Origin of the sequence: Orientia tsutsugamushi str. Boryong, assembly GCF_000063545.1 — a bacterium.
In the GTDB taxonomy this organism is placed as follows: Bacteria; Pseudomonadota; Alphaproteobacteria; order Rickettsiales; family Rickettsiaceae; genus Orientia; species Orientia tsutsugamushi_C.
Window position 1 is genome coordinate 574,186 of the sequence record NC_009488.1, and the last position, 20,512, is coordinate 594,697.

The following is a 20,512-nucleotide window of genomic DNA, read 5'->3' on the forward strand; positions in this document are numbered from 1 at the left end:
ATTATGTACAATTGTGTTAATTATGATATTCAATATAATATTTTGATGAGTCTCGTAAATCTAAGACCTTATATTTTTGATTAAAAAACTTATCAGATTGAAATAATTTAACTAAATATTGCCAAGCTTGATTAAAATCAGATTCTGGCATTTTAACTACGATATTTTCTTGAAATATCAAATTCCATCTTCGATTGCCATACCTTACTGCAGAAACAATTTTTGAAGCTAAATTAGGCTCTGAACTAATAGTAAGAATTAATTGGTTAGCATGTAAGTTAGCACCTTGCCCAACTAGATGTAGTAGGGAAGAAAATGCTGAAACTTTATCTGTATGCAGCACTATTCCTTCGTTATCAATGAGATATAACTGCTTATTTAGTTGCCAAATTGCTATTGGCTTTCTTTCTAAAATACCAACATATATCGTATTTGGTAGTCTTCTTTCTATAACAACATTACGTATCCAGCTGTTTTGTTCAAGTCGTTCCTTAACTGCATGAATATCAATATCAAATATTGGAGTACCAGTATCAGCATTAATTGCAGCAATAACTTTATCTGTTGTAACATTTTGTTGTCCATCAATTATTACCTTTTTAAGCCTAAAACCAAAGTCACTAGCTACTTCAATCAATTTATTAGCTATATCACTTTTTATAAAGTTAAGTTTATTGGTAAATAGTAACATAAATATTAGTATTACTACTACAACTTTGACAGCTAATACAACTTTAGTATAATAGTTAATAATAGATCTCCTTAAAGGAATATTGATTCTTTTAACTTTTTTTGTTTGATTTATTATAGTAGTACTTTTGTTGTACATTTTATTTAATTCAATCACATTTGGCTGTAATTAATATTCTTTCCACTAATTCATTGAAGCTAATACCATAATATTGTGCAATTTCAGGATAACTTGATAAGGATGTCATGCCAGGATGAGTATTTAATTCTATAACATAAACTTCATTGTCAATATCAGATAATATGCATTCCAATCTACATGGCCCCCTACAGTCAAAAATTTTATACACTTTTTCTGCAATGTTCATAATTTGATTGACAGTATTAACAGGAAGCCTAGGTGGAATAATATGCTCAGCAAATCCAGGGCTATATTTACTTTGATAATCATAAAAGATTTTATCTTTAAGCATTTTAATTTCTAATATTCCAACTACTTTACCATCTAGTAAAGCAACCTGTAGCTCTCTACCCTTGATATATTGCTCAACTAAAACCTTATTACCAAATTGAAATTTATAATCCTTAAATAGAAATTTATCTTCTAAATGTACAATTTTTACACCTATACTTGACCCCTGCTGTAGTGGCTTTATAACATATGGTCTTAAAATAGGATCATTTATTACATTATCATTACTATTGATAGTTATACTGGCAGGAGTTTTAATCTTATAGCATTGTAATATAGTTTTAGCAATTTGTTTATCAAATGCAGCAGCAGAAGTTTTTACACCAGAATGAGTATATGGTATATTCATAATATTTAATAAACCAGGAATACATCCATCCTCTCCATATGTACCAACTAGACAATTAAATACTGTATATGGTGGTGTAATTTCAGATAGTTTAACTGCAATATCTTGCCCAACATCTATACGAGTCACCTGATATCCATTAGAGATAAGAGCAGCTTGTACATTATCATTAGACATCAATGATACTTCTCTTTCTGCTGACATACCACCATATAAGATTACTACATGCTTTTTGCCTGAACTAGTTATACTTTCAACAACAGAATTGCGTCTTTGAACACTATAGGCTTTTTTTACCAACAATTTTAATCTCCCATTCTAATGTTATACCAGTATGGTCAAAAACATTTTTACGAATCAACTCCCCTAGATTTTCAATATCGCTAGCTGTAGCATTTCCATTATTAATTAAAAAATTGCAATGTAGATTTGACACTTGAGCACCACCAATACTATGCCCACGTAATCCTACCTTATCTATCAACTGCCAAGCTTTATAGTTGTTAGTATTACGAAAAGCGCTACCAGCAGTTTTTTGGTTAATTGGCTGCGTTAATTTACGAACTGTTTGTATTTTTTGTAGCTTTTGACTAATACTTGTTTTACTGTCATTATAACAAATGAGATTAGTTTTTGTAAAGATTAAAAAGCCATTCACGATACATTGCCTATATTCAAAGTTTAAATCTTTAGATAAAAATATATGCTTATTACCTAATCTATCTAAAGCCTCAACAGAATAAACAACATCTTTAAATTCCTGTCCATAAGCTCCAGCATTCATAGCAATCCCCCCACCTATTGTGCCAGGTATTCCTACTAAAAATTCTAAACCACCTAAGTTATGTTGTAGACAAAATTTTGCAACATCATAGTTTAAAGTTCCAGCTCCAACACTAATAATATTATAGTGATTATTTTTAACAAAATTAATCTCATTGAAACTTCTACCTAATTTAATTGTTACACCATCAATACCATTATCTCTGATAAGTAAATTTGATCCTGCTCCTAATACTGTAATTTGAATATCAAATTGTAAATTTTTTAAAAAGCAAGACAGATCCTCCTCATCTTTAGGTTTATAAAAAACTTGACTAATTCCACCAACCTTAAACCAAGTCAGTTGAGATAGTTTGAAATTTTTTCTATATTCACCGTTAATTTTTGGTAGTGATATCACTGTAGACATGCTGCTTTAATAATTTCTGTAATTGCTGTGGCAATATTGCTGCAAATTTAGTAATATCTCCAGCTCCCATTAGTAGAATAATATCACATGGTTTGACTTGCCTATAAATAATTTGTGGCAAATCATCTAAATTATTTATAGGCATAACATATACGCTATGATAATAACTCTTAATAGCATTAACTAAAGAAATATGAGATAAGTTATATGTTTCTTGTTCTCCAGCATCGTATATTTGCGAAATATATAATTGATCTACACGTTGAAAGCAATGAGTAAACTCTGAAAATAACTGTTTTAATCTAGAGTAACGATGCGGTTGAAATACAGCTATAACCCTTCCCTGCTGCTTATCTGCAATACATCTTGCTGTATCAATTGTTGCTATAATTTCTGCAGGATGGTGAGCATAGTCATCAATAACGGTAATGTTATTATACTCTCCGATCTTTGTAAAGCGCCTCGCAATACCTTTAAAATTTTTAAATCCATCCTTAATAATATTTAAGTCTAAGTTTAGCTCTACAGCAATAGCTATTGCAGCTAGTGAATTGAGAATGTTATGCTTACCTAAAGCTGGTAAAGTAACTTGCGTAATTATGACTTCATTATGAAAATTATATGCTTTAATTCTAACATCATAGGTTGAATAACCATTATCAGTATTAATATTAAATGCCTGAATATGTGCATTCTTAGAATCAATACCATAAGTAATAATCTTTCTAGATGTAATTTTAGCTATTAAATTTTGTACTGTAATATCATCAATACAAGCTACTGCAAAACCGTCATATGGTAAATTAATAATAAATTTACGAAAAGCACTAATCAAATTATCAAAATTTTTATAAAAATCTAAATGCTCAACATCAATATTAGTAATAACAGCAATCGTTGCAGGAATTTTAATAAAAGTTGCATCTGATTCATCAGCTTCAGCAATGAAATAATCACCATCACCTAAATAAGCATTTGTGGCCCTATTATTCATAATTCCACCAGTAATAACTGTAGGATGTAACCCACATGCTTCAAATATGCAAGCAATCAATGCTGTTGTAGTAGTTTTGCCGTGAGATCCTGAAATTGCTATAGCAACCTTTGATCTCATTAGCTCAGCTAACATCTCTGCTCTAGATATTATTGGTATTTTTGCTAAGATTGCAGCCTGATATTCAGGGTTATTGTGTTTTATAGCAGAAGATATAACTACAATTCCTGCTCCATTAATATTATTAGCATTATGGCCATGTAATACTTCAATGCCTAATAATCTCAATCTTTCAGTATTAACATTACTAGTAAGATCTGACCCTCTAATCTTATAACCTAGATTGTACATTATTTCTGCAATACCACTCATACCTATGCCACCGATACCAATAATATGCACAATACCAAAATTACTTTTAAGTCTTCGATTTGCTAACAATGTCATGCAAATAATACTTATATAAGCATGCCTTTTTGACATGCTATTTTTTTTAAAATATACAGCCGTCTTCCATTTATCAGCTTATCAGCATTGCTTAAGCATAAGCTGCAACTCAATATTAACTAAATAAGCAGCTAAAATTAGAAAAAGAAATTAATCAAAATTTTTACATAATTTTTCATAATTTCTTTTTTTTCTATAATGTTATAAGAACTTAAAAGCTAAATCTAACACTACATGATAAAGTATGGCCATTAAGATCATACGTCTTAAAGTTATCATATGGCTTATCTTTCACATCTTCGCCTGTAATGCTTCCTATCCACATATACCTATATTCAACATCTAAGTGCACTTCATCAATTACTTCAGCCGATATACCAGCCATAGCTTCTTTATAAAAACCAACTTTATAACCTATCTTATGCTGTTCTATTGTACCACCAGTATATGAAGCACCAACCCCTCCACCAGCAAAAATTGACACTGGCCCTAATTTAATTAAATTAAGATAACACCTTAATGCCAGAACTCCAGAGTTAAGAGATAACAAACTGCTATCTAGCTTATGATTAGGATTATTATTATTATCTAAGTCATTACCGCTAGCTTGTTGCTCTTCCTGTGAATTACTTACACTTTGCTCTGGTTTAGTTGTAATATCAAAGAGCCACATAGCCCCAACTTCTGTCCTAAAATATCGATTTACATAAGCCCCTAAACTTCCACCTATTCCAAATGAAAATTTGTTAAACTCAAGCTCTTTATTTTTAAAATGAGATTCCCAATTGGTTGGCATTAATCCAACCGCACTAACCTTAGCATAATAATTATATTCTAAATAGTCTAAATATTCTGATGAATTATTAGCATGTACCAAAGATGAACTTGATAATGCAGAAAGCGCAGTAATAGCATTTATTATTACTTTTTTTATTTTACTCATGAACTTTTACTTATTTTTTATGACTGTTGTTATTGATTTAAATGCTTCCTAATTACAAAAACTTCTCCATTTTAGGAGTATATTTCTATATATAATCCAACAAGCTTTAAGTTAATTAAATAGCAAAGAATAAAGTTAATTTTTATTATTATAAAAACTCTGAAAAAGTAGCTAAAAAACCTGCAAAGGACTTTTAGCTGCTTTTTTTTTATAATTTTAAAGAAAAACTAGAAGTTATAGCGCACACATGCACTTGCAATAAACGCGTTTACTTGGTACTTATCTTCTACTTTACTGAATGAGTGCATATAACCAGCCTCTAAGTCCACACATACACCCTCAGCAGCATTAATTGCTACACCAAGTGCTCCTGATGCAACCATGCCTGTATACCCTTTAACATCCTTATTATCTATTTTTCCATAAGTATAAGCTAACCCTGCACCAACACCACCGTATATTGAGAATGATTCAGTTGTAACTAGGTCAGCATAGAGTTTAACTTGGCCAACAACCATACTCAGATCAAACTCTGTTTCTTTGACTTTTCCTTCTTTAGATTTTTCAGATGCTCCTTGTTGCTGCTTGCAGTCACCTTTACCTTGATTCTTTGCATCTTCTTCTTGTTGGGCAGCTAATTTTTCCATGGCTTTCCTAATTCCTGCATGACGCTGCAATTTAACAAGATCTTTATATAACTGCGCAATCTGATCACTGCCATTTAAAAGCCTAACAGCTGCTGCTGCTACTGCTTCTTGCGCTGTAGCTTGAGCTTGCTGTTGCTGCCCTTGCCCCTGCTGTTGCTGTGCTTGCGGCGGCATGACAAAATTCAAGTGTATCTGATTAACAAAAGCATTATTAATATACCCATCAAAAGAATCTCTGAGTTCTTCCAATGTATCACCTAATTCTTGGATTTTACTCTGTATCTGTTCGATAGATGCACTATTAGGCAAACCAGTATCAGGAACATTAATACCAGCTATATCAGCAAATGGCTTTATATCACTATATATCTGAATAATTTTGTCACTCAAAACTTTGACAGGAGAAGCGCTAGGTTTATTAGCATTTGATAATGCAGCAAGACCAACTACCAAACTCCTCCATTGCTCATGGTTATGTATCGCAAAATTTGCAGGCTGATTTGCTCGCTGCGGTGGCTGTCCAACAGGATTAGGGTTGCCCTGTGGAATATTTAACAACACCGGATTTACCATCATATGCCCAGGATTATTAGGATCCTTCACCATATAGTCAATACCAGCACAATTCTTTAACCAAGCGATCCTAGCTGCAGCACGCTTCTGATCATTAAGCGGAGGCTGTGCAGCTTGCGCTTGCGCCTGAGGTATGTTAGGAATATCAATCCCAAAGTCACGATCAGCTATACTTATAGGCATCATAGTAGGCTGAGGTGGTGTAAGTTTAAACGGCTTACGTATAGGAGCATCTGTCCCACCTCCAGAATCTGCCTTTATCTCACCTTTAGAATCTACCTCGCCTTTACCTACTTCAACCTCAGCGCTTATATTTCTAAGGTACATAACACCTAGCTCTGCTCTAAATCCTGGTGCAATTGTCATACCCGCAGCTAATGTACCACCAAATGGCAGTCCAGTTGTTAATGACAAATGTTTTTTTCCCTCAGAATCAGTTGAATCCAAGCGAGTAGATTCTGCACCAGTAATCATTCCTCCAACAACTCCAACTTTAGCATAAGGACCACACTCTAATCCTACTTCATCCTCCAATTCTATCGCACTAGCTGAAAACGGCAACGACAACGCAGACATTGCACTAGCAATTAACATAATTTTTTTCATTCTAATCTCCTTAAAAGAATTAAATTTATTTTTTAGTGGTAACCATTCTAAACTAATTATTTAGCCACACTAACTTAGTTTTATATCAAAAAACTATTATTTAGTATACTAATATTTAATAGTACTTGTAAAATAATTTAAACAATCTATAAAACACTGTGTTAAAAATATCGCTTCAAAGCGTTTTATCCATTGTAAAATTTATTTTTATTTTTTATATATAACTTAAAGACAACATTCAATAGAACACTGCTCTTATATATATGTTTAAAGACACGTTCGAAAATACATTAATTATCTATTAGCACCTTGTTACAGTTAACCTTAGATAGCATAACACTACTTTTTACGCAACAACTACCTTCAATTATTAATAATTTTTCTTGCCTAAAAGTTTATTTTTAGCTAAAATAGCAACAGTTTTTCAAGCTAAATAATCAAGCCCTGTCTTAATTATTATTTTATATAAAATCTTAAATCAAGATACATTAATTTAACCACATAATTATACTAACATTGTATTATCTAAAATTAGCCCACATAAAAAATGAACAAACTTTCTTTTCAACAAATAATAATGCACCTGCAGCAATTCTGGTGCAATCAAGGCTGTGCTATATTGCAACCATATGACGTTGAAATTGGCGCAGGAACTTTTCATCCTGCAACAGCAATAAAATTGCTAGGGCAAGCCAAATGGCGTGCAGCATATGTTCAGCCATCCAGGCGACCAACTGATAGTAGATATGGCAGCCACCCTAATCGTTTACAGCAATACTACCAGTTTCAAGTCATAATTAAGCCATCTCCAGATAATATTCAAGCTCTTTACTTACATAGCTTAGAATATCTCAACATAAAAACTCAAACTAATGATATTAGATTTGTAGAAGATGACTGGCAATCCCCTACCCTAGGAGCCTCAGGCTTAGGCTGGGAAGTATGGTGTAATGGAATGGAAATTTCTCAGATTACTTACTTACAACAAATAGCTAGCATAGAATGCAATCCAGTACCTATAGAAATCACTTATGGACTTGAACGATTAGCAATGTACATACAGGAAGTCGATGATATTAAACTACTAAATTGGAATAATCAATCAGGAGAACTAGCTTTAACATATCAAATGGTTAACATAGAGAATGAACGGCAATTTTCTGCTTATAACCTTGAATACGCCAACACAAATATATTGTTTAAACAATTTGAAGACGCTGAACAACAATGCCAAGATTTAGTCAAGCAAAATCTTCCTCTACCAGCATATGATTTCTGTTTAAAAGCTAGCCACTTATTTAATCTACTTGATAGCAGAGGAGTAATCGGAGTTACTCAACGCACTAATTATATCGCTAGAATACGAACACTAGCTCAAACAGTATGTAATCAATATATAAAAAATCTTAATATATCAAATGCATAGTTACAGTTTAATATTAGAACTCTACTCTGAGGAAATTCCAGCTAAAATGCAAAAAAAAGCTGAATTAGCATTTCAAGAAATTTTTACTAAAAATTTCAAATTAGCTAATATTAGTTTTAATCACTTAAAAGTATATATAGGCCCATGCAGAGTGGTTCTACATACAGTCTTTAGCAGCAAAGAACTAGCCGCTAAAGCAATTGAACATAAAGGCCCTAAAGTCGGAGCAAAAAAATCAGCTGTTGAAGGATTTTGCAAAGCTAAGTCTATTTTAAGCAAGGACTTAACCATAAAAACATTTAATAATCAGCAGTTCTACGTTTATACTCATGTTACTCCAACTCAACCTATTAAAGATCTATTACCAGAAATCATATTAAATTCCATTAAAGAATACACTTGGCCAAAATCAATGAAATGGGGGAATTATCAGATTAATTGGGTTAGACCACTTAGAAACATTTTATGCATGTTCAATGGCGAAGAATTAAAAATCAGCTGGCATCATCTAACATCAAATAATAAAAGCTTTGGGCATAAATTCATGAGTCCAAATAGCTTTACCGTAAGCACATGGAAAGATTATACTAATAATTTAAGAGATAATTTTGTCATATTAGACAGATCAGAACGACAAGCTATTATACTTAATTCCTTAGAAAAAACATGCCAAACTCTAGGCATCACCTTAAATTACAATAATAAATTACTTGATGAAGTTACTGGTTTAGTTGAATACCCTATCGTATTATATGGCACAATACCTAATGAGTTTCTTAGCTTACCAGAAGAAATCATCATCACTTCTGTACAAACTCATCAAAAATATTTCACTACAAAAGATCATAGCAATAAACTAGCTCCATATTTTTTATTTGTTACCAATATCAATACTGAAGATTACAGCAATATTATCAAAGGAAATGAAAAAGTCTTATCATCTCGTCTAACTGATGCTATATACTTTTTTAATCAAGACTGTCAACTTACATTGCTTAGTAAATTAGAAAAATTAAAAAAAGTAGTCTTTCACACTAAAATTGGTAGTATATTTGATAAAGTTCAGAGAATAAAAAAAATATGCCATAAGCTTGCACCTGATGATCAAGAACTAGCTATTGCAGCTGAACTGTGTAAATCAGATTTAGTCTCAGAAGTGGTACAAGAATTCCCTAATCTACAAGGAATAATGGGAAAATACTATGCTTTAAATGACAAACTCAGCCCTGCAGTCGCTAATATAATCGGCAACCACTACTATCCTACCAGAATTGAAGATGAAGTACCTAATGGTAAGGCAGCAATTCTTGCTTTAGCTGACAAGCTTGATAATTTAACTAGCCTATATTTAGCAGGAGAGCGCGCTACTAGTTCAAAAGATCCATTTGCATTACGTAGATGCGCTTTTTCTATCGCTAGAATAATTTTAACTAATAAAATACAAGTAAAATTATTAGATTTATTAACTTTCATTTATCAACTTCATGATATTTATACTAATGAGCTAGCAACCGAAGTACTACTATTCATAAAAGATAAAACAAAAAATTTACTTAATGCAAAATTTAATCATTTGTTAGTCGAAGCTATATTTCAGCAAAACAACTATGATGATCTTACTGAGTTAGAATTAAGAATGAATATTCTTGATCATTTTTTAACCTCAACTAAAGGTCAAAACTTTATACAATCATATAAAAGAGCGTATAATATCATTAAAGATGAAGAAATTCGTCAAGCAAAAATAGATGGTTACAAATTATTAACTAAACAAGAAACCATCCTATATCAGCAAGCTATGAATTCAAAAGTTAGCCAATTATCTACTCAATTCTCAGCTGAAAGTTTTACTTTAGCTCTTGATCAATTATCAAATCTTAGCATACAAATTGCAGAATTTTTAGACAATGTCACTGTTAACACTACTGATCAGTATCTTACTGATACTCGCAAGCTTATATTACAATATGTAGTACAGTTTTGCAATAATATAGCACCATTTGACAAAGTAATAAAACATTATGTTAGCAAATATGAACAGTAATAATAATGATATAAATGTTGCTGCACAATTTATTGAACAAGGGAAATTAGTTATATTCCCTACTGAAACAGTGTATGGCATAGGAGCTGATGCAACTAATGACAATGCTTGTCAAAGCATTTATAAAATCAAAAACAGACCAATGAATAATCCATTAATTATTCATGTCAGCAATATACAAGCTGCTCAAACTATAGGCATATTTAACAATCTTGCTATTAAACTAGCAACCTTATGGCCAGGCCCAATTAGCTTAGTTGTACCACTTAATCAATCAGCAGGAATTAGCAGAACAGCAACAGCAAATCTTGATACTGTAGCAATTAGAATTCCATCTCATAAGGTAGCTCTCATGTTGCTACAGTTAACACAAAAACCTATAGCTGCTCCAAGCGCAAACCCATCAGGCTATCTCAGCCCTACTACCTATCAACATGCCAATATCCATTTCCAAAATTCTCCAGACATATTCATTCTTAAGGGCGCTCAATCAACTTATGGATTAGAATCTACTATAATTGATACTACTGCTGATAGACCAACAATATTACGCCATGGATTCATTACAACAGAAATAATAAAGACTATTACTGGGCAAAACCCTATTATAGCAGAAAAACATAACAAGCTTTTAAAAGCTCCAGGAATGATGTTAAAGCATTATTCTCCTATTACTAAAATTAGGTTAAATGCAACAAAGCTTCTTCCAAAAGAAGTAGGATTAAATTATGGGCCTAATACTCTAACTGGAAAATACTGCCTAAATCTTAGCCCAAACAGTAATTTAATGAATGCAGCAGCAAACTTATATCATATGCTTCATCAACTTGACAACTATGCACAAAATCCTATCAATGAGGTTGAGACTATCGCTATAGCTCAAATACCAAATATAGGCATAGGAATTGCTATCAATGACAAGCTTAATCGCGCAAGCTCATATTAACCCCAGAATAAGACAAGAGAAAGTATAAAAGGTATAGAATAAAAGATATACAAAGATAAAATGTTGAGTTACAAAGAAAATTTAAATAAAAATAAAATAACTCAACATGAAAAAATGTATTATAACAGTATACTATTTAATAGATAATTCTTGCAAGATATATCAAGAGTGAGAAAGAAAGAGATTAATACCAAGTAATAATCAAAAAAAAACAAAGATGGAAAGTTATTTTTAACTGAGTTATTAACAATACTGATATATTAGACCTCTTTCGAAACTGGTTGACGTTGTTCAAAATTATGAATGCCAGAGATCAAATTAAATCTAAGACCTAATCTTTTACGTCTATTTTGATATTTATCAGCAATAATTTTGAACTACGTCAACCAGTTTCGAAAGAGATCTATTTTTATTTATCTCAATGTAAGGATTTTAAAAATTATTATCTATATTACTTGTGTCATTAAGTATAAAAAAGAAAGCTAGTATACAGTGCATGACCTTAGGATAATAGCCTGAATTTTAGATAAGTACCTAGCTTTTTTGAAAACTAAAAAAAACCTGACGGTATTCTTAACGCAAGATTAGGATAAGGGAAAGTATGAAAAGCATGTATTTACAATGTTAATTTTAAGTATATTCAGTTAACTTTAACATAAAATTGGTGATTATAAATAGTATAATTTTAGTGATTGATATTTCTAAAGAGACAAGTTCTGCTAAATAAGTTGTAGCTTTTGTAGGTCTTAATCCTAAGCGTCGTCAATCTGGTAGCTCTGTACGTTGTGCTAGTAGAATCTCTAGAACTGGTAATTCAGATCTACGTAGGTCTTTTTATATGCCTGCTATGTCTGCCTTAAGACATAATTGTATTATCAAGCAATTTTCTCAACGTTTGTCTGATACTGGCAAACCCAAAATGCTTATCCTTATTGCCGCTATGCGTAAGTTATTACATATATTTACGGTGTTTTAAAGCATAATTCTCCTTTTAATCCCAATATTTCAATCCAGCAAAAATAATAATTTTATAAAAACTTACATCTTTTTTATAAAATTATTATTTCTTTTCTTGATTCTTATCATGGTATCTAATATTAAGAGATATAGTCTGTGCGTCAAGAAAAGGTGAATTAATCTTACTGGTGAAAGTCCAGTTATGGAAGGAGAAGCTAGATCCACCATATAGCGAGTCTTGTGCTGCTGAAGGTAACGACAGTAGTAAAGCGTAGACAGTGAAACATTCGAGCCGAAACCAAATGGTGAACGTGATAGCCCTGAAAGTGAGATGTAGTGGAAGCCGATATGTTCTAGCACATAGTAGGCAAAAGAAGATTGGAGGTCAAACTAGTAAAAATCCAAAAATTTTCAACCACCGGGGTCGCAGGCGTCAGCGAGTTTGTAAAGATTAATGACACAACTTGAGAAGTCCTTATAACTCTTACGTAATTAAGTAAGTATTCAAAGTACAAGTGATGAAACATAAGGCTTTGGAGATGGTGTAAGGATGGCTGAGTTAGCCATAGTAGTGATGAAACCTAGTAATGTGGGTGGAGCAAAGGGTTAGCAGAAAAGTAAGAATGCAAGAGGGAAACAATGGCTGTACACAGCATAGACAGAAATACATGGTTAACGAAACTTGAGCGTATAAAGTTGCTATCATCGAAAAATCAAGACATAAAGTTTAATAATCTAAATCAAGACATAAAGTTTAATAATCTTGGACATATCATTGATTTAAAGATATTAGAAGAACAATATAAGGAACTCGATAGCAAGAAAGCGATAGGAATAGATGGTATAACCAAAGAGGATTATGGTAAGAAGTTGAAAGCAAATCTGCTCTCGCTTCTTACTAGAATTTGCAATGGGAAATATCAGGCTAAACCTGCACGAATAACAGAAATTCCAAAAGAAGATGGAGGCAAAAGACATTTGGTAATATCATGTTTTGAAGATAAGATAATCGAGTCTACAGTAAGCAAGATACTAAACTCTGTGTTTGAGCAAATATTCTTAAAGTATTCATATGGATTTCGACCTAAATTAAATGCACACGACGCTTTAAGGGAGTTAAATAGACTTACGTATAACTTCAATAAAGGGGCTATAGTAGAGATTGATATAACAAAGTGTTTCAATACAATCAAGCATTGTGAGTTGATGGAATTTCTAAGACTAGTTATGAAACTGATTGAAACACCAATCATAGAAAATGGTACTATAGTTACTAACAAAGAAGGTTGTCGTCAAGGATCAATAGTTTCACCAATTCTGGCAAATGTCTTTCTGCATTATGTTATAGATAGCTGGTTTGCAAAAATCAGCAAAGAAAACTTAATGGGACAAACAGGAATGGTGAGGTACTGCGACGATATGGTATTTGTCTTTGAAAAGGAAACAGATGCGAAAAGGTTTTATGATGTTTTGCCTAAAAGGTTAAATAAGTATGGGCTAAATATCAATGAAGCTAAATCACAAATGATTAAATCTGGTAGAGACCATGCTGCAAATTTAGCCAAACAAGACAAGAAGATCTCAAGTTATAATTTTCTTGGATTTACTTGCTATTGGAGAAAATCAAGATTTGGCATAACATGGAGACTAAAATATACCTCAAGGAGAGATCGTTTTACTGAGAAACTGAAAGGACTGAGAAAATATTTGCGTAGTCAGCTAAACAAGCAAGATAAAACACAAACATTATCACAAGTCATTAGAGTTATTAGGTGAATGGATCAACTATCATGGTATATCGGATAACAAAAGACGAGTAAGTTCATTTATCAACCAAAGTACACGTGCAATATATAACTGGTTTAATAGAATGGGAGGAAAACGTAAGATGAATTGGAAAAGACTAACCGAGATACTTAAAAAAGTAAATTTTCCTAAAATTGGAAAGATTGTCTCAATGTTCTAGAAAACAAATAAGGCATAATGCTTATCTTATTTTTGAGAGCCGGATGCGGTAATTCTGCAAGTCCGGTTCTGAGGAGGGGCCTAATTGAGCAATTGGTTAGGTCTACTCACATAAATCTTAGAGTTCAAAAAATAACGCTACTTTTTTTTGAACCAGCTATCTTTACATCCAAATGTTCAGAATCATTGGACTACAATCGGTAAAAATATTTTTGATAAGGAACAGCAAAATAAAGCTGCTGTGATTTTAAAATTTTCCTCTGAACTAGATGAAAACACTAAGCGCCACATTCGCCTTCATGGCTTAAAATGGAATAGCTTTCGTCAAGAATGGTGCGGCCATGTTAAAGATATTGAGGCCTTAAAGAATACCCTTCTCAATGTTCAGTATAGTATAGAACTTGTAGTGTGATATAAGGCATCTATATGATTTAATAGAAATAGCATACAACACATTAAAGGTAAAATTTTGTATGTTGTATATTTCTTATTATTTTACGCTATTTTTTAAATTTAATACTTCTTGTATTGATAAATCCGTATATTCAGCAATTGTCTCAACTGATAATTCAGATTTCAATAATTTTATTGCAAAATCTTTTTTTGCTTCAGCTTTACCTTCAGCTTTACCTTCAGCTTTACCTTTAGCCTCACCGAGCTTTATGCCTTTAGCCTCACCGAGCTTTATACCTTCAGCTTTAGCGCGTTCGAGTTTATAATCTTCTACTGCTTTATTATCCCATATACGCTTTAACTCTTGTTCATAGGTTATTAGTTCGTCTTCGCTCCAATTAAACTGATCTAATGCCTCATACGCTCTTTTGATTATTAAATCTTCACCTATTATTTTATGATATCCATCTAATGTTGTTTCTTTTGCATGTTTAAAAAAATAGCACCACTTCTCTGTTATATCACTTAACTCTTCCACTCTATTTTTTTTAAATTTTGGTAATTCTATAAAGGTAAATGAAAAGTCCTTTAGATCATGCTCATATGTCTTTTTATCCAATATTACATGCCTTGATATATAGTCTTCTTTGTTTGGAAACAATTTATAATCTGCTATAGCTATAAATATAACTTCCTTTAGGTCTGAGTATTTTCCTTCCTTTCCTCTATTTGGTTGCCTACCATATGCTTTTGCTGCATAATACTGCGCTCTTTTTTCAAATCCTTGTGTAGGATCTACTTGCATTTCTATTATATATTGCGCTCCGTTTTTATCTTTACACAAAACATCTACTATTGATTCTTTTTTGGACGCTATATCAGCGTCTAATATCGTACCTAAAAACTCTACTTCTGTTATTTCTCTATTCCCTTCAAACAATAATATATCGTTCAGAAAATGTATTAGTATGTCCTTGTTTTTTTCTGATCCAAATATCTTTTTAAATGCTACATCATTCTTTGGATCTAAAAATCTTGATAAATGCATATATTTTTCATATTTTCTATTCTTTTTAAATTATACAACAAAATAACTTACATGAACATTCTCTTATTGAATTTTAATTTCTGCAATTCACTACATTAACCCCCTATTAAACTTTAGTTTATTAGGTAGCATAAAGCTCACAGTATTTATTTAGCTCTATAGCAATCTCTGGTAATTTAAGGTATTCAGCAAGAGGTATAAATTCTTGCTGCGTTTCTAGTATGATTTCTTGTCTTCTTTTGGCTGGCTTTATGAATATAGTTTTAATATTATCCAATCTGTCCAATAGTTTGATTAGTAATAGCTCTACTTTATCTTGATTCACTAATGTTTTAATCATTTTCATGGAACTGGTTTTCTTACCACATATGTTTCTTATAAGAGCTAGAACTTGCTCGGCAATGTTATTATTAAATTCCATTGCTATCTTTTCTTTGGTTAGTTTTGTATCCTCAATTACATCGTGTAATATTGCAGTAATAATTATATCAGTTTTAAAGGTGTGGTCTGATACCATGTGGGCTACTTCTAATGGATGTGTGTAGTATAGTTCTCCTGTATCTCGCTTTTGATTGCTATGATATTTTTTTGCATAAAACATTACCTATATTTCAAGATTTGTCTTCTAAGGCAGATAATATCATTATGAAGATTTATATAGGTTTGGCATAAAAATTTTTTTCAACCTACTTTCAACCTTTTTCATAAAAATTTGAGGGTAATTTGTAAAAAAATTATTTTCTAAAACACCTACTATAGATGTATTTTTTGAGGTAAAAAATGCGTCTGTAGCATTCGATTTTTTTAACTAATAGTTGTAATATTATTAAAAAAATATAGTAATAATAATGCTACAATATTTTATAACTTTATTGGAAATATCATTCCGCCAGAATGGAGAAAGCTAACTGGAGATAATGGAAAAGCATTAAGCAAGACATCTAAACAGCTTTTATCATTCATAGTATTTAGATACAAATCTATTACAACAAAGATATAGAAGAAATTCAGGAGAGTTATCAGCTTTATGAGGATAAGCTGAATGTTGGTCCACGAAGAGTTAGGCAATGCTTAGTAGAATTAAGAGATGCAGGTTTTATTGAAGTTGAAAATAGGACAATAGTTAAAGACAATTTTAAGTTACGTAATGTCCCTTGCATAAAACTTCTAAAAAATTTTCAGCATTATAACGAAAAATGAAAAGAAGAAAATATAGCCTTACCAGAAAAAGAATTTCGCTCCAACATGAAAGAAATTTCATGTCCACCTGAGACTTTTTTTCAGGTACATATATTGAAACAAGGACAAATCTTAGTAAGGAAAGCCAGTTGAAGCATAAAATTGCTGGTTCTTTTGAAGCAGCTATGGCTTATCAAATTTTGACTTCTTGTAGTTTTGGGCCAGCAGTTCGAACTAAGTTTTTTGTTAAGTTGCTTAAAAATATTACACTAACAGAATGTGATAGATCAAAGATATTACAAGCTGTACAAGATGTATATGGATACGACAAGAATTACAAGTTACACCATTTGAGCAACTCAAAACTGTTTCACAGAAACAAATCAATGAAGAAGAGTATCTCTTGAATCTGAGTAAACAATTGGACTCCAACTCAACTTGGTACAAAGTACGAAAATACATACTTCAACATTACAAATATGAGCAAGTTATTGATAAAATATGGTTTAGTAAATTAAAAGTTGTAAATGAAGATAATGTTAATAAAAAAATATTCATTAAAGCAAAAACAGAATTTGAAGATAGTTACATCAGAGGGAATTATCTGAAAGATTTTGAGTACGCTTTTAAAGCTCAAGGGTTTTCTTTTGAGTTAGTTAAGTTCGAATAATTTTAATAAAATTTAAAGAGTGATATGGAAAAAGATCTTGCAAAGATTGCTCCAAATAATATTTAAGCAGAGCAAATGATACTTGGGGCAATTCTGATTAACAATCGTGCGCTATATAACATTAACGAATTTTTACTGCCGGAACATTTTTATGAACCATTACATGGTAAAATATATAAGTCAATTAATCTCATTATTAGTAAAGGAATTAGTGCTACTGTAATTTCGCTCAAAAATATGCTAGGCAATGAACTCGCATTTGAGGAAATAGGTGGAGTAGATTATCTAGCTAAACTTACAACTTTAGCATTAAGTATAGTTAATGTTAATGAATACGGCAAAATAGTATATGATCTCGCACTGCGGCGTTATTTAATTGAAATTGCAGAAAAAATAGCAACGAATGCATATTCTTCTACTTTAGCAGATACAGCTATCAGTAAGATCGAAACTGCTGAATCTCAATTATATGATCTAGCTTCAAGAGGAACTTTAAGTCAAGGATTTATAAAATTATAAACTTCAATTGAAGAATCATGGACATCAATTTCATCTGCTATTAAAAATAAAAACTCTATTAACGGTATTAGTAGTGGACTACCTGACCTTGATTCAAAGCTTGGAGGATTTAAAAATTCTGACCTAATAATATTAGCTGGCAGGCCCTCAATGGGTAAAACTGCTTTAGGAGTTAACTTAGCAATAAATGCTTGTAAATATTTTCTTACTCAAAAAAAATACTAAAGATAATGTACCATCAGTTGGCTTCTTTTCTTTAGAAATGTCATCTCAGCAAATCTCTACTCGAATTCTTTCTATAGAATCTGAAATTAATAGCTCTGCATTATTTAACGGTAAAATAGGTGAACAAGATGTTGATAAGTTAAAGACTGTACAAAATGAAATACAAAAGTGGAATTTTTTTATAGATGATGCTCCTGCAATCTCGATATCTGCAATTAGATCTCGAGCTCGTAGACTTAAACGTACTCATAATTTAGCAATATTATTTATTGATTATTTACAGCTAATAAAAATTGATTCTAGAGGAAGTCAGTATAATAGAGTGCAGGAGATTTCTGAAATTACTCAGAGCTTAAAAGCTCTTGCTAAAGAGCTCAATATTTCAATAATTGCGTTATCTCAATTGTCTAGAGCTGTAGAACAAAGGTCAGATAAAAAGCCTATTCTCTCAGATCTACGAGAATCAGGCTCCATTGAACAAGATGCCGATATTGTAATGCTTATATATCGTGACGAATATTACTTATCTAGATCAGAGCCAGCTCCTGGAACGCCAGAATATACGGAATGGATTGCTAAACAAGATAGATGTCATAATACTGCTGAAATAATTGTTGCTAAACACCGTAATGGGCCAGTTGGTACAGTGAAGTTACACTATACTAATCAGTATTCTAAATTTGGCAATATTGTTAAAAACTCTCAGCAAGGTTAATAAACACTAGATTATGCATAAATGAAAAAATGCTGGTCCAAAAAAAAAAATTACAGCAAAATTTTACTCATTAACACCAGAGATATACAACTTAAGGTTAGTTCGTGATAACTGAATCAAAAATTTTATAATTTAATTTGCTTCTTTTCCAGTTTTTATCTGGGATTGGAGTATACAAAAAGTTTGAATTATGGTATAATTTATTAATAACCATTTAGAGATGGAAAATGATAGATTTTTATAGTGAGAGCTTAATAAATAAGCTGCTCAGAACCAACGTAAGATTTAACACCAAAATTGATCTTGATAAAGTTGAAAGAGCAATACTTTACGCTAAAAAATATCATGGCCAGCAAAAGAGAGATACTGGAGAACTATACTATACACATCCATTGAAAGTAGCTCACATGGTATCAGACCACAGCTTTGAAACAGATACAATTATTACTGCAATACTACATGATACACTTGAAGACACAAAACTAACTAAAGAAAGAATAAGTTACGAATTTGGTAGTAATATTGCAGAACAGGTTTCAGACCTTACCAGAGTTAGGGATAATAAGAAAATCAGTGCTATGGAAATGATACAAATATTACGCAGCCAAAATAAAACAGAACTATTACTGATCAAACTTTTTGATAGATTCCATAATATTACAACTATATTCATCAAACCTCCTCAAAAAAGGCAAGAAATAATATTTGAAACTCAGCAAGAATTTATAGCTCTTGCTGAATACCTTAAACTACCAGAGATTGGAGAACGCTTAAGTGAATATTGTAAACTTCATGCTAGTTAAAATGTAGTAAATAATTGAGAATGAATGGATTAAATATATATGATATTCAAATCTAAGGCTAAATATACCTTACATAGCGCTATTCAAGATGGTGATATTGAAAAAGTGAAGCAGCTTATTAATAAGGATAGTACACTTGTCAATTCAAAATATAAAGATGGTACTACAGCTTTATCTGTTGCTTTAAAATATAAGAATCTACCTATTGCTGAGATTTTGCTGAACAATGGAGCTAACGTAAACGCACAAGATAATGATGGGCACACTGCTTTACATCTTGTCGTTGACAGAATTCAAGTATATTATGAATTTTTCGAAAAATATCCTACATATTGCAATGATCATATAGCATTACTGCTAAAATATAACGCTGATGTAAATATCGAGAATAATCAAGGTAATACACCTCTATCTGATGCTGTTGAATGCAGATGTGTAGAACCTTTAGAAATTATGCTAAAACATAATTCTACTAGTATTAATAAAAAATATGATAATGGAGAAACACTACTACATATTGCTGTTCGCGCTGAAAGCATAGATGTTATACAGCTTTTGATTGATTATGGAGCAGATATTGATGCAAAAGATGATAACGGCATGAATCCTATAGATTATGCTGCTAAAAGCGGTAATGCAGATGTATTAAATCTTTTAACTGAACAATCGGTACCATGGTATTAGGTTTTAACAGACAACTATAGATTAA

At 31.6% G+C, this 20,512-nt stretch carries 14 protein-coding genes and 4 pseudogenes; 10 read left to right on the plus strand and 8 right to left on the minus strand.

From position 1 onward, the window contains the following. Positions 1-16 precede the first annotated feature (16 nt). From OTBS_RS02770 to tsa56, 6 genes are all read right to left on the minus strand, one after another. A complete protein-coding gene (locus tag OTBS_RS02770) occupies positions 17-847 on the minus strand; it encodes a cell division protein FtsQ/DivIB (protein ID WP_232488877.1) in 831 nt (276 codons plus the stop codon). Further along, complete coding sequence (locus OTBS_RS02775; RefSeq protein ID WP_080571811.1) at positions 840-1,814, minus strand: D-alanine--D-alanine ligase; 975 nt, start codon at positions 1,812-1,814, stop codon at positions 840-842. The genes OTBS_RS02770 and OTBS_RS02775 overlap by 8 nt, the downstream gene beginning before the upstream one ends. After that, entirely contained in the window at positions 1,792-2,703 is a 912-nt protein-coding gene (gene murB, locus OTBS_RS02780) for a UDP-N-acetylmuramate dehydrogenase (RefSeq protein WP_011944569.1), read from the minus strand. Before murB ends, OTBS_RS02775 begins: the two co-directional genes overlap by 23 nt. Then, positions 2,672-4,144: a UDP-N-acetylmuramate--L-alanine ligase gene (gene murC / locus OTBS_RS02785; RefSeq protein ID WP_041621449.1), complete on the minus strand. Its 1,473-nt coding sequence runs from the start codon at positions 4,142-4,144 to the stop codon at positions 2,672-2,674. Before murC ends, murB begins: the two co-directional genes overlap by 32 nt. Positions 4,145-4,355: 211 nt before the next feature. Continuing rightward, the gene (locus OTBS_RS02790) at positions 4,356-5,087 is read right to left on the minus strand and encodes an outer membrane protein (protein ID WP_011944571.1); all 732 of its coding nucleotides are present in this window, start codon (positions 5,085-5,087) and stop codon (positions 4,356-4,358) included. 227 nt (positions 5,088-5,314) lie between these two features. After that, positions 5,315-6,913, minus strand: coding sequence for a type-specific antigen TSA56 (gene tsa56 / locus OTBS_RS02795; protein WP_011944572.1), 1,599 nt, complete (start codon positions 6,911-6,913; stop codon positions 5,315-5,317). Positions 6,914-7,460: 547 nt separating this feature from the next. Here tsa56 and OTBS_RS02800 point away from each other — a divergent pair. The 6 genes and pseudogenes from OTBS_RS02800 to OTBS_RS02820 all read left to right on the plus strand — a co-directional run. After that, positions 7,461-8,339, plus strand: coding sequence for a glycine--tRNA ligase subunit alpha (locus OTBS_RS02800; RefSeq protein WP_011944573.1), 879 nt, complete (start codon positions 7,461-7,463; stop codon positions 8,337-8,339). Continuing rightward, complete coding sequence (gene glyS / locus OTBS_RS02805; RefSeq protein WP_011944574.1) at positions 8,332-10,383, plus strand: glycine--tRNA ligase subunit beta; 2,052 nt, start codon at positions 8,332-8,334, stop codon at positions 10,381-10,383. Before OTBS_RS02800 ends, glyS begins: the two co-directional genes overlap by 8 nt. Continuing rightward, positions 10,361-11,329 carry an L-threonylcarbamoyladenylate synthase gene (locus tag OTBS_RS02810; RefSeq protein ID WP_011944575.1) on the plus strand — a complete coding sequence of 323 codons (969 nt, stop codon included), beginning with the start codon at positions 10,361-10,363 and terminating at the stop codon, positions 11,327-11,329. The genes glyS and OTBS_RS02810 overlap by 23 nt, the downstream gene beginning before the upstream one ends. A gap of 727 nt (positions 11,330-12,056) precedes the next feature. Then, positions 12,057-12,352 (plus strand): annotated as a pseudogene (locus OTBS_RS11435) (transposase); the annotation flags it as partial. 573 nt (positions 12,353-12,925) lie between these two features. Next, positions 12,926-14,062, plus strand: coding sequence for a reverse transcriptase domain-containing protein (locus OTBS_RS02815; protein WP_050897503.1), 1,137 nt, complete (start codon positions 12,926-12,928; stop codon positions 14,060-14,062). 346 nt (positions 14,063-14,408) lie between these two features. Beyond that, positions 14,409-14,663 (plus strand): annotated as a pseudogene (locus tag OTBS_RS02820) (conjugal transfer protein TraD); the annotation flags it as partial. A gap of 78 nt (positions 14,664-14,741) precedes the next feature. Here OTBS_RS02820 and OTBS_RS02825 read toward each other — a convergent pair. Both OTBS_RS02825 and OTBS_RS02830 read right to left on the minus strand, forming a co-directional pair. Next, on the minus strand, positions 14,742-15,692 hold the full coding sequence (locus tag OTBS_RS02825; RefSeq protein ID WP_011944508.1) for an Rpn family recombination-promoting nuclease/putative transposase: 951 nt from the start codon (positions 15,690-15,692) through the stop codon (positions 14,742-14,744). Between the two features lie 121 nt (positions 15,693-15,813). Then, the gene (locus OTBS_RS02830; protein WP_041621147.1) at positions 15,814-16,293 is read right to left on the minus strand and encodes an HD domain-containing protein; all 480 of its coding nucleotides are present in this window, start codon (positions 16,291-16,293) and stop codon (positions 15,814-15,816) included. Between the two features lie 197 nt (positions 16,294-16,490). Here OTBS_RS02830 and OTBS_RS15980 point away from each other — a divergent pair. From OTBS_RS15980 to OTBS_RS02855, 4 genes and pseudogenes are all read left to right on the plus strand, one after another. Continuing rightward, positions 16,491-17,541, plus strand: a pseudogene (locus OTBS_RS15980) (hypothetical protein). Positions 17,542-17,616: 75 nt separating this feature from the next. Continuing rightward, positions 17,617-19,000: pseudogene (locus OTBS_RS02845) on the plus strand (replicative DNA helicase). Between the two features lie 227 nt (positions 19,001-19,227). After that, complete coding sequence (locus OTBS_RS02850) at positions 19,228-19,803, plus strand: HD domain-containing protein (protein WP_011944576.1); 576 nt, start codon at positions 19,228-19,230, stop codon at positions 19,801-19,803. Positions 19,804-19,842: 39 nt separating this feature from the next. Further along, on the plus strand, positions 19,843-20,487 hold the full coding sequence (locus OTBS_RS02855; protein WP_011944577.1) for an ankyrin repeat domain-containing protein: 645 nt from the start codon (positions 19,843-19,845) through the stop codon (positions 20,485-20,487). Positions 20,488-20,512 lie beyond the last annotated feature (25 nt).

Excerpts from the sequence above, each read along its gene's own strand:
- OTBS_RS02830 (WP_041621147.1), bottom strand. The coding sequence starts at position 16,293 with ATGTTTTATGCAAAAAAATATCATAGCAATCAAAAGCGAGATACAGGA.
- OTBS_RS02855 (WP_011944577.1), top strand. The coding sequence starts at position 19,843 with ATGATATTCAAATCTAAGGCTAAATATACCTTACATAGCGCTATTCAA.
- murB (WP_011944569.1), bottom strand. The coding sequence starts at position 2,703 with ATGTCTACAGTGATATCACTACCAAAAATTAACGGTGAATATAGAAAA.
- tsa56 (WP_011944572.1), bottom strand. The coding sequence starts at position 6,913 with ATGAAAAAAATTATGTTAATTGCTAGTGCAATGTCTGCGTTGTCGTTG.
- OTBS_RS02850 (WP_011944576.1), top strand. The coding sequence starts at position 19,228 with ATGATAGATTTTTATAGTGAGAGCTTAATAAATAAGCTGCTCAGAACC.
- OTBS_RS02790 (WP_011944571.1), bottom strand. The coding sequence starts at position 5,087 with ATGAGTAAAATAAAAAAAGTAATAATAAATGCTATTACTGCGCTTTCT.
- glyS (WP_011944574.1), top strand. The coding sequence starts at position 8,332 with ATGCATAGTTACAGTTTAATATTAGAACTCTACTCTGAGGAAATTCCA.
- OTBS_RS02815 (WP_050897503.1), top strand. The coding sequence starts at position 12,926 with ATGGCTGTACACAGCATAGACAGAAATACATGGTTAACGAAACTTGAG.
- OTBS_RS02810 (WP_011944575.1), top strand. The coding sequence starts at position 10,361 with ATGTTAGCAAATATGAACAGTAATAATAATGATATAAATGTTGCTGCA.
- murC (WP_041621449.1), bottom strand. The coding sequence starts at position 4,144 with ATGACATTGTTAGCAAATCGAAGACTTAAAAGTAATTTTGGTATTGTG.
- OTBS_RS02800 (WP_011944573.1), top strand. The coding sequence starts at position 7,461 with ATGAACAAACTTTCTTTTCAACAAATAATAATGCACCTGCAGCAATTC.
- OTBS_RS02825 (WP_011944508.1), bottom strand. The coding sequence starts at position 15,692 with ATGCATTTATCAAGATTTTTAGATCCAAAGAATGATGTAGCATTTAAA.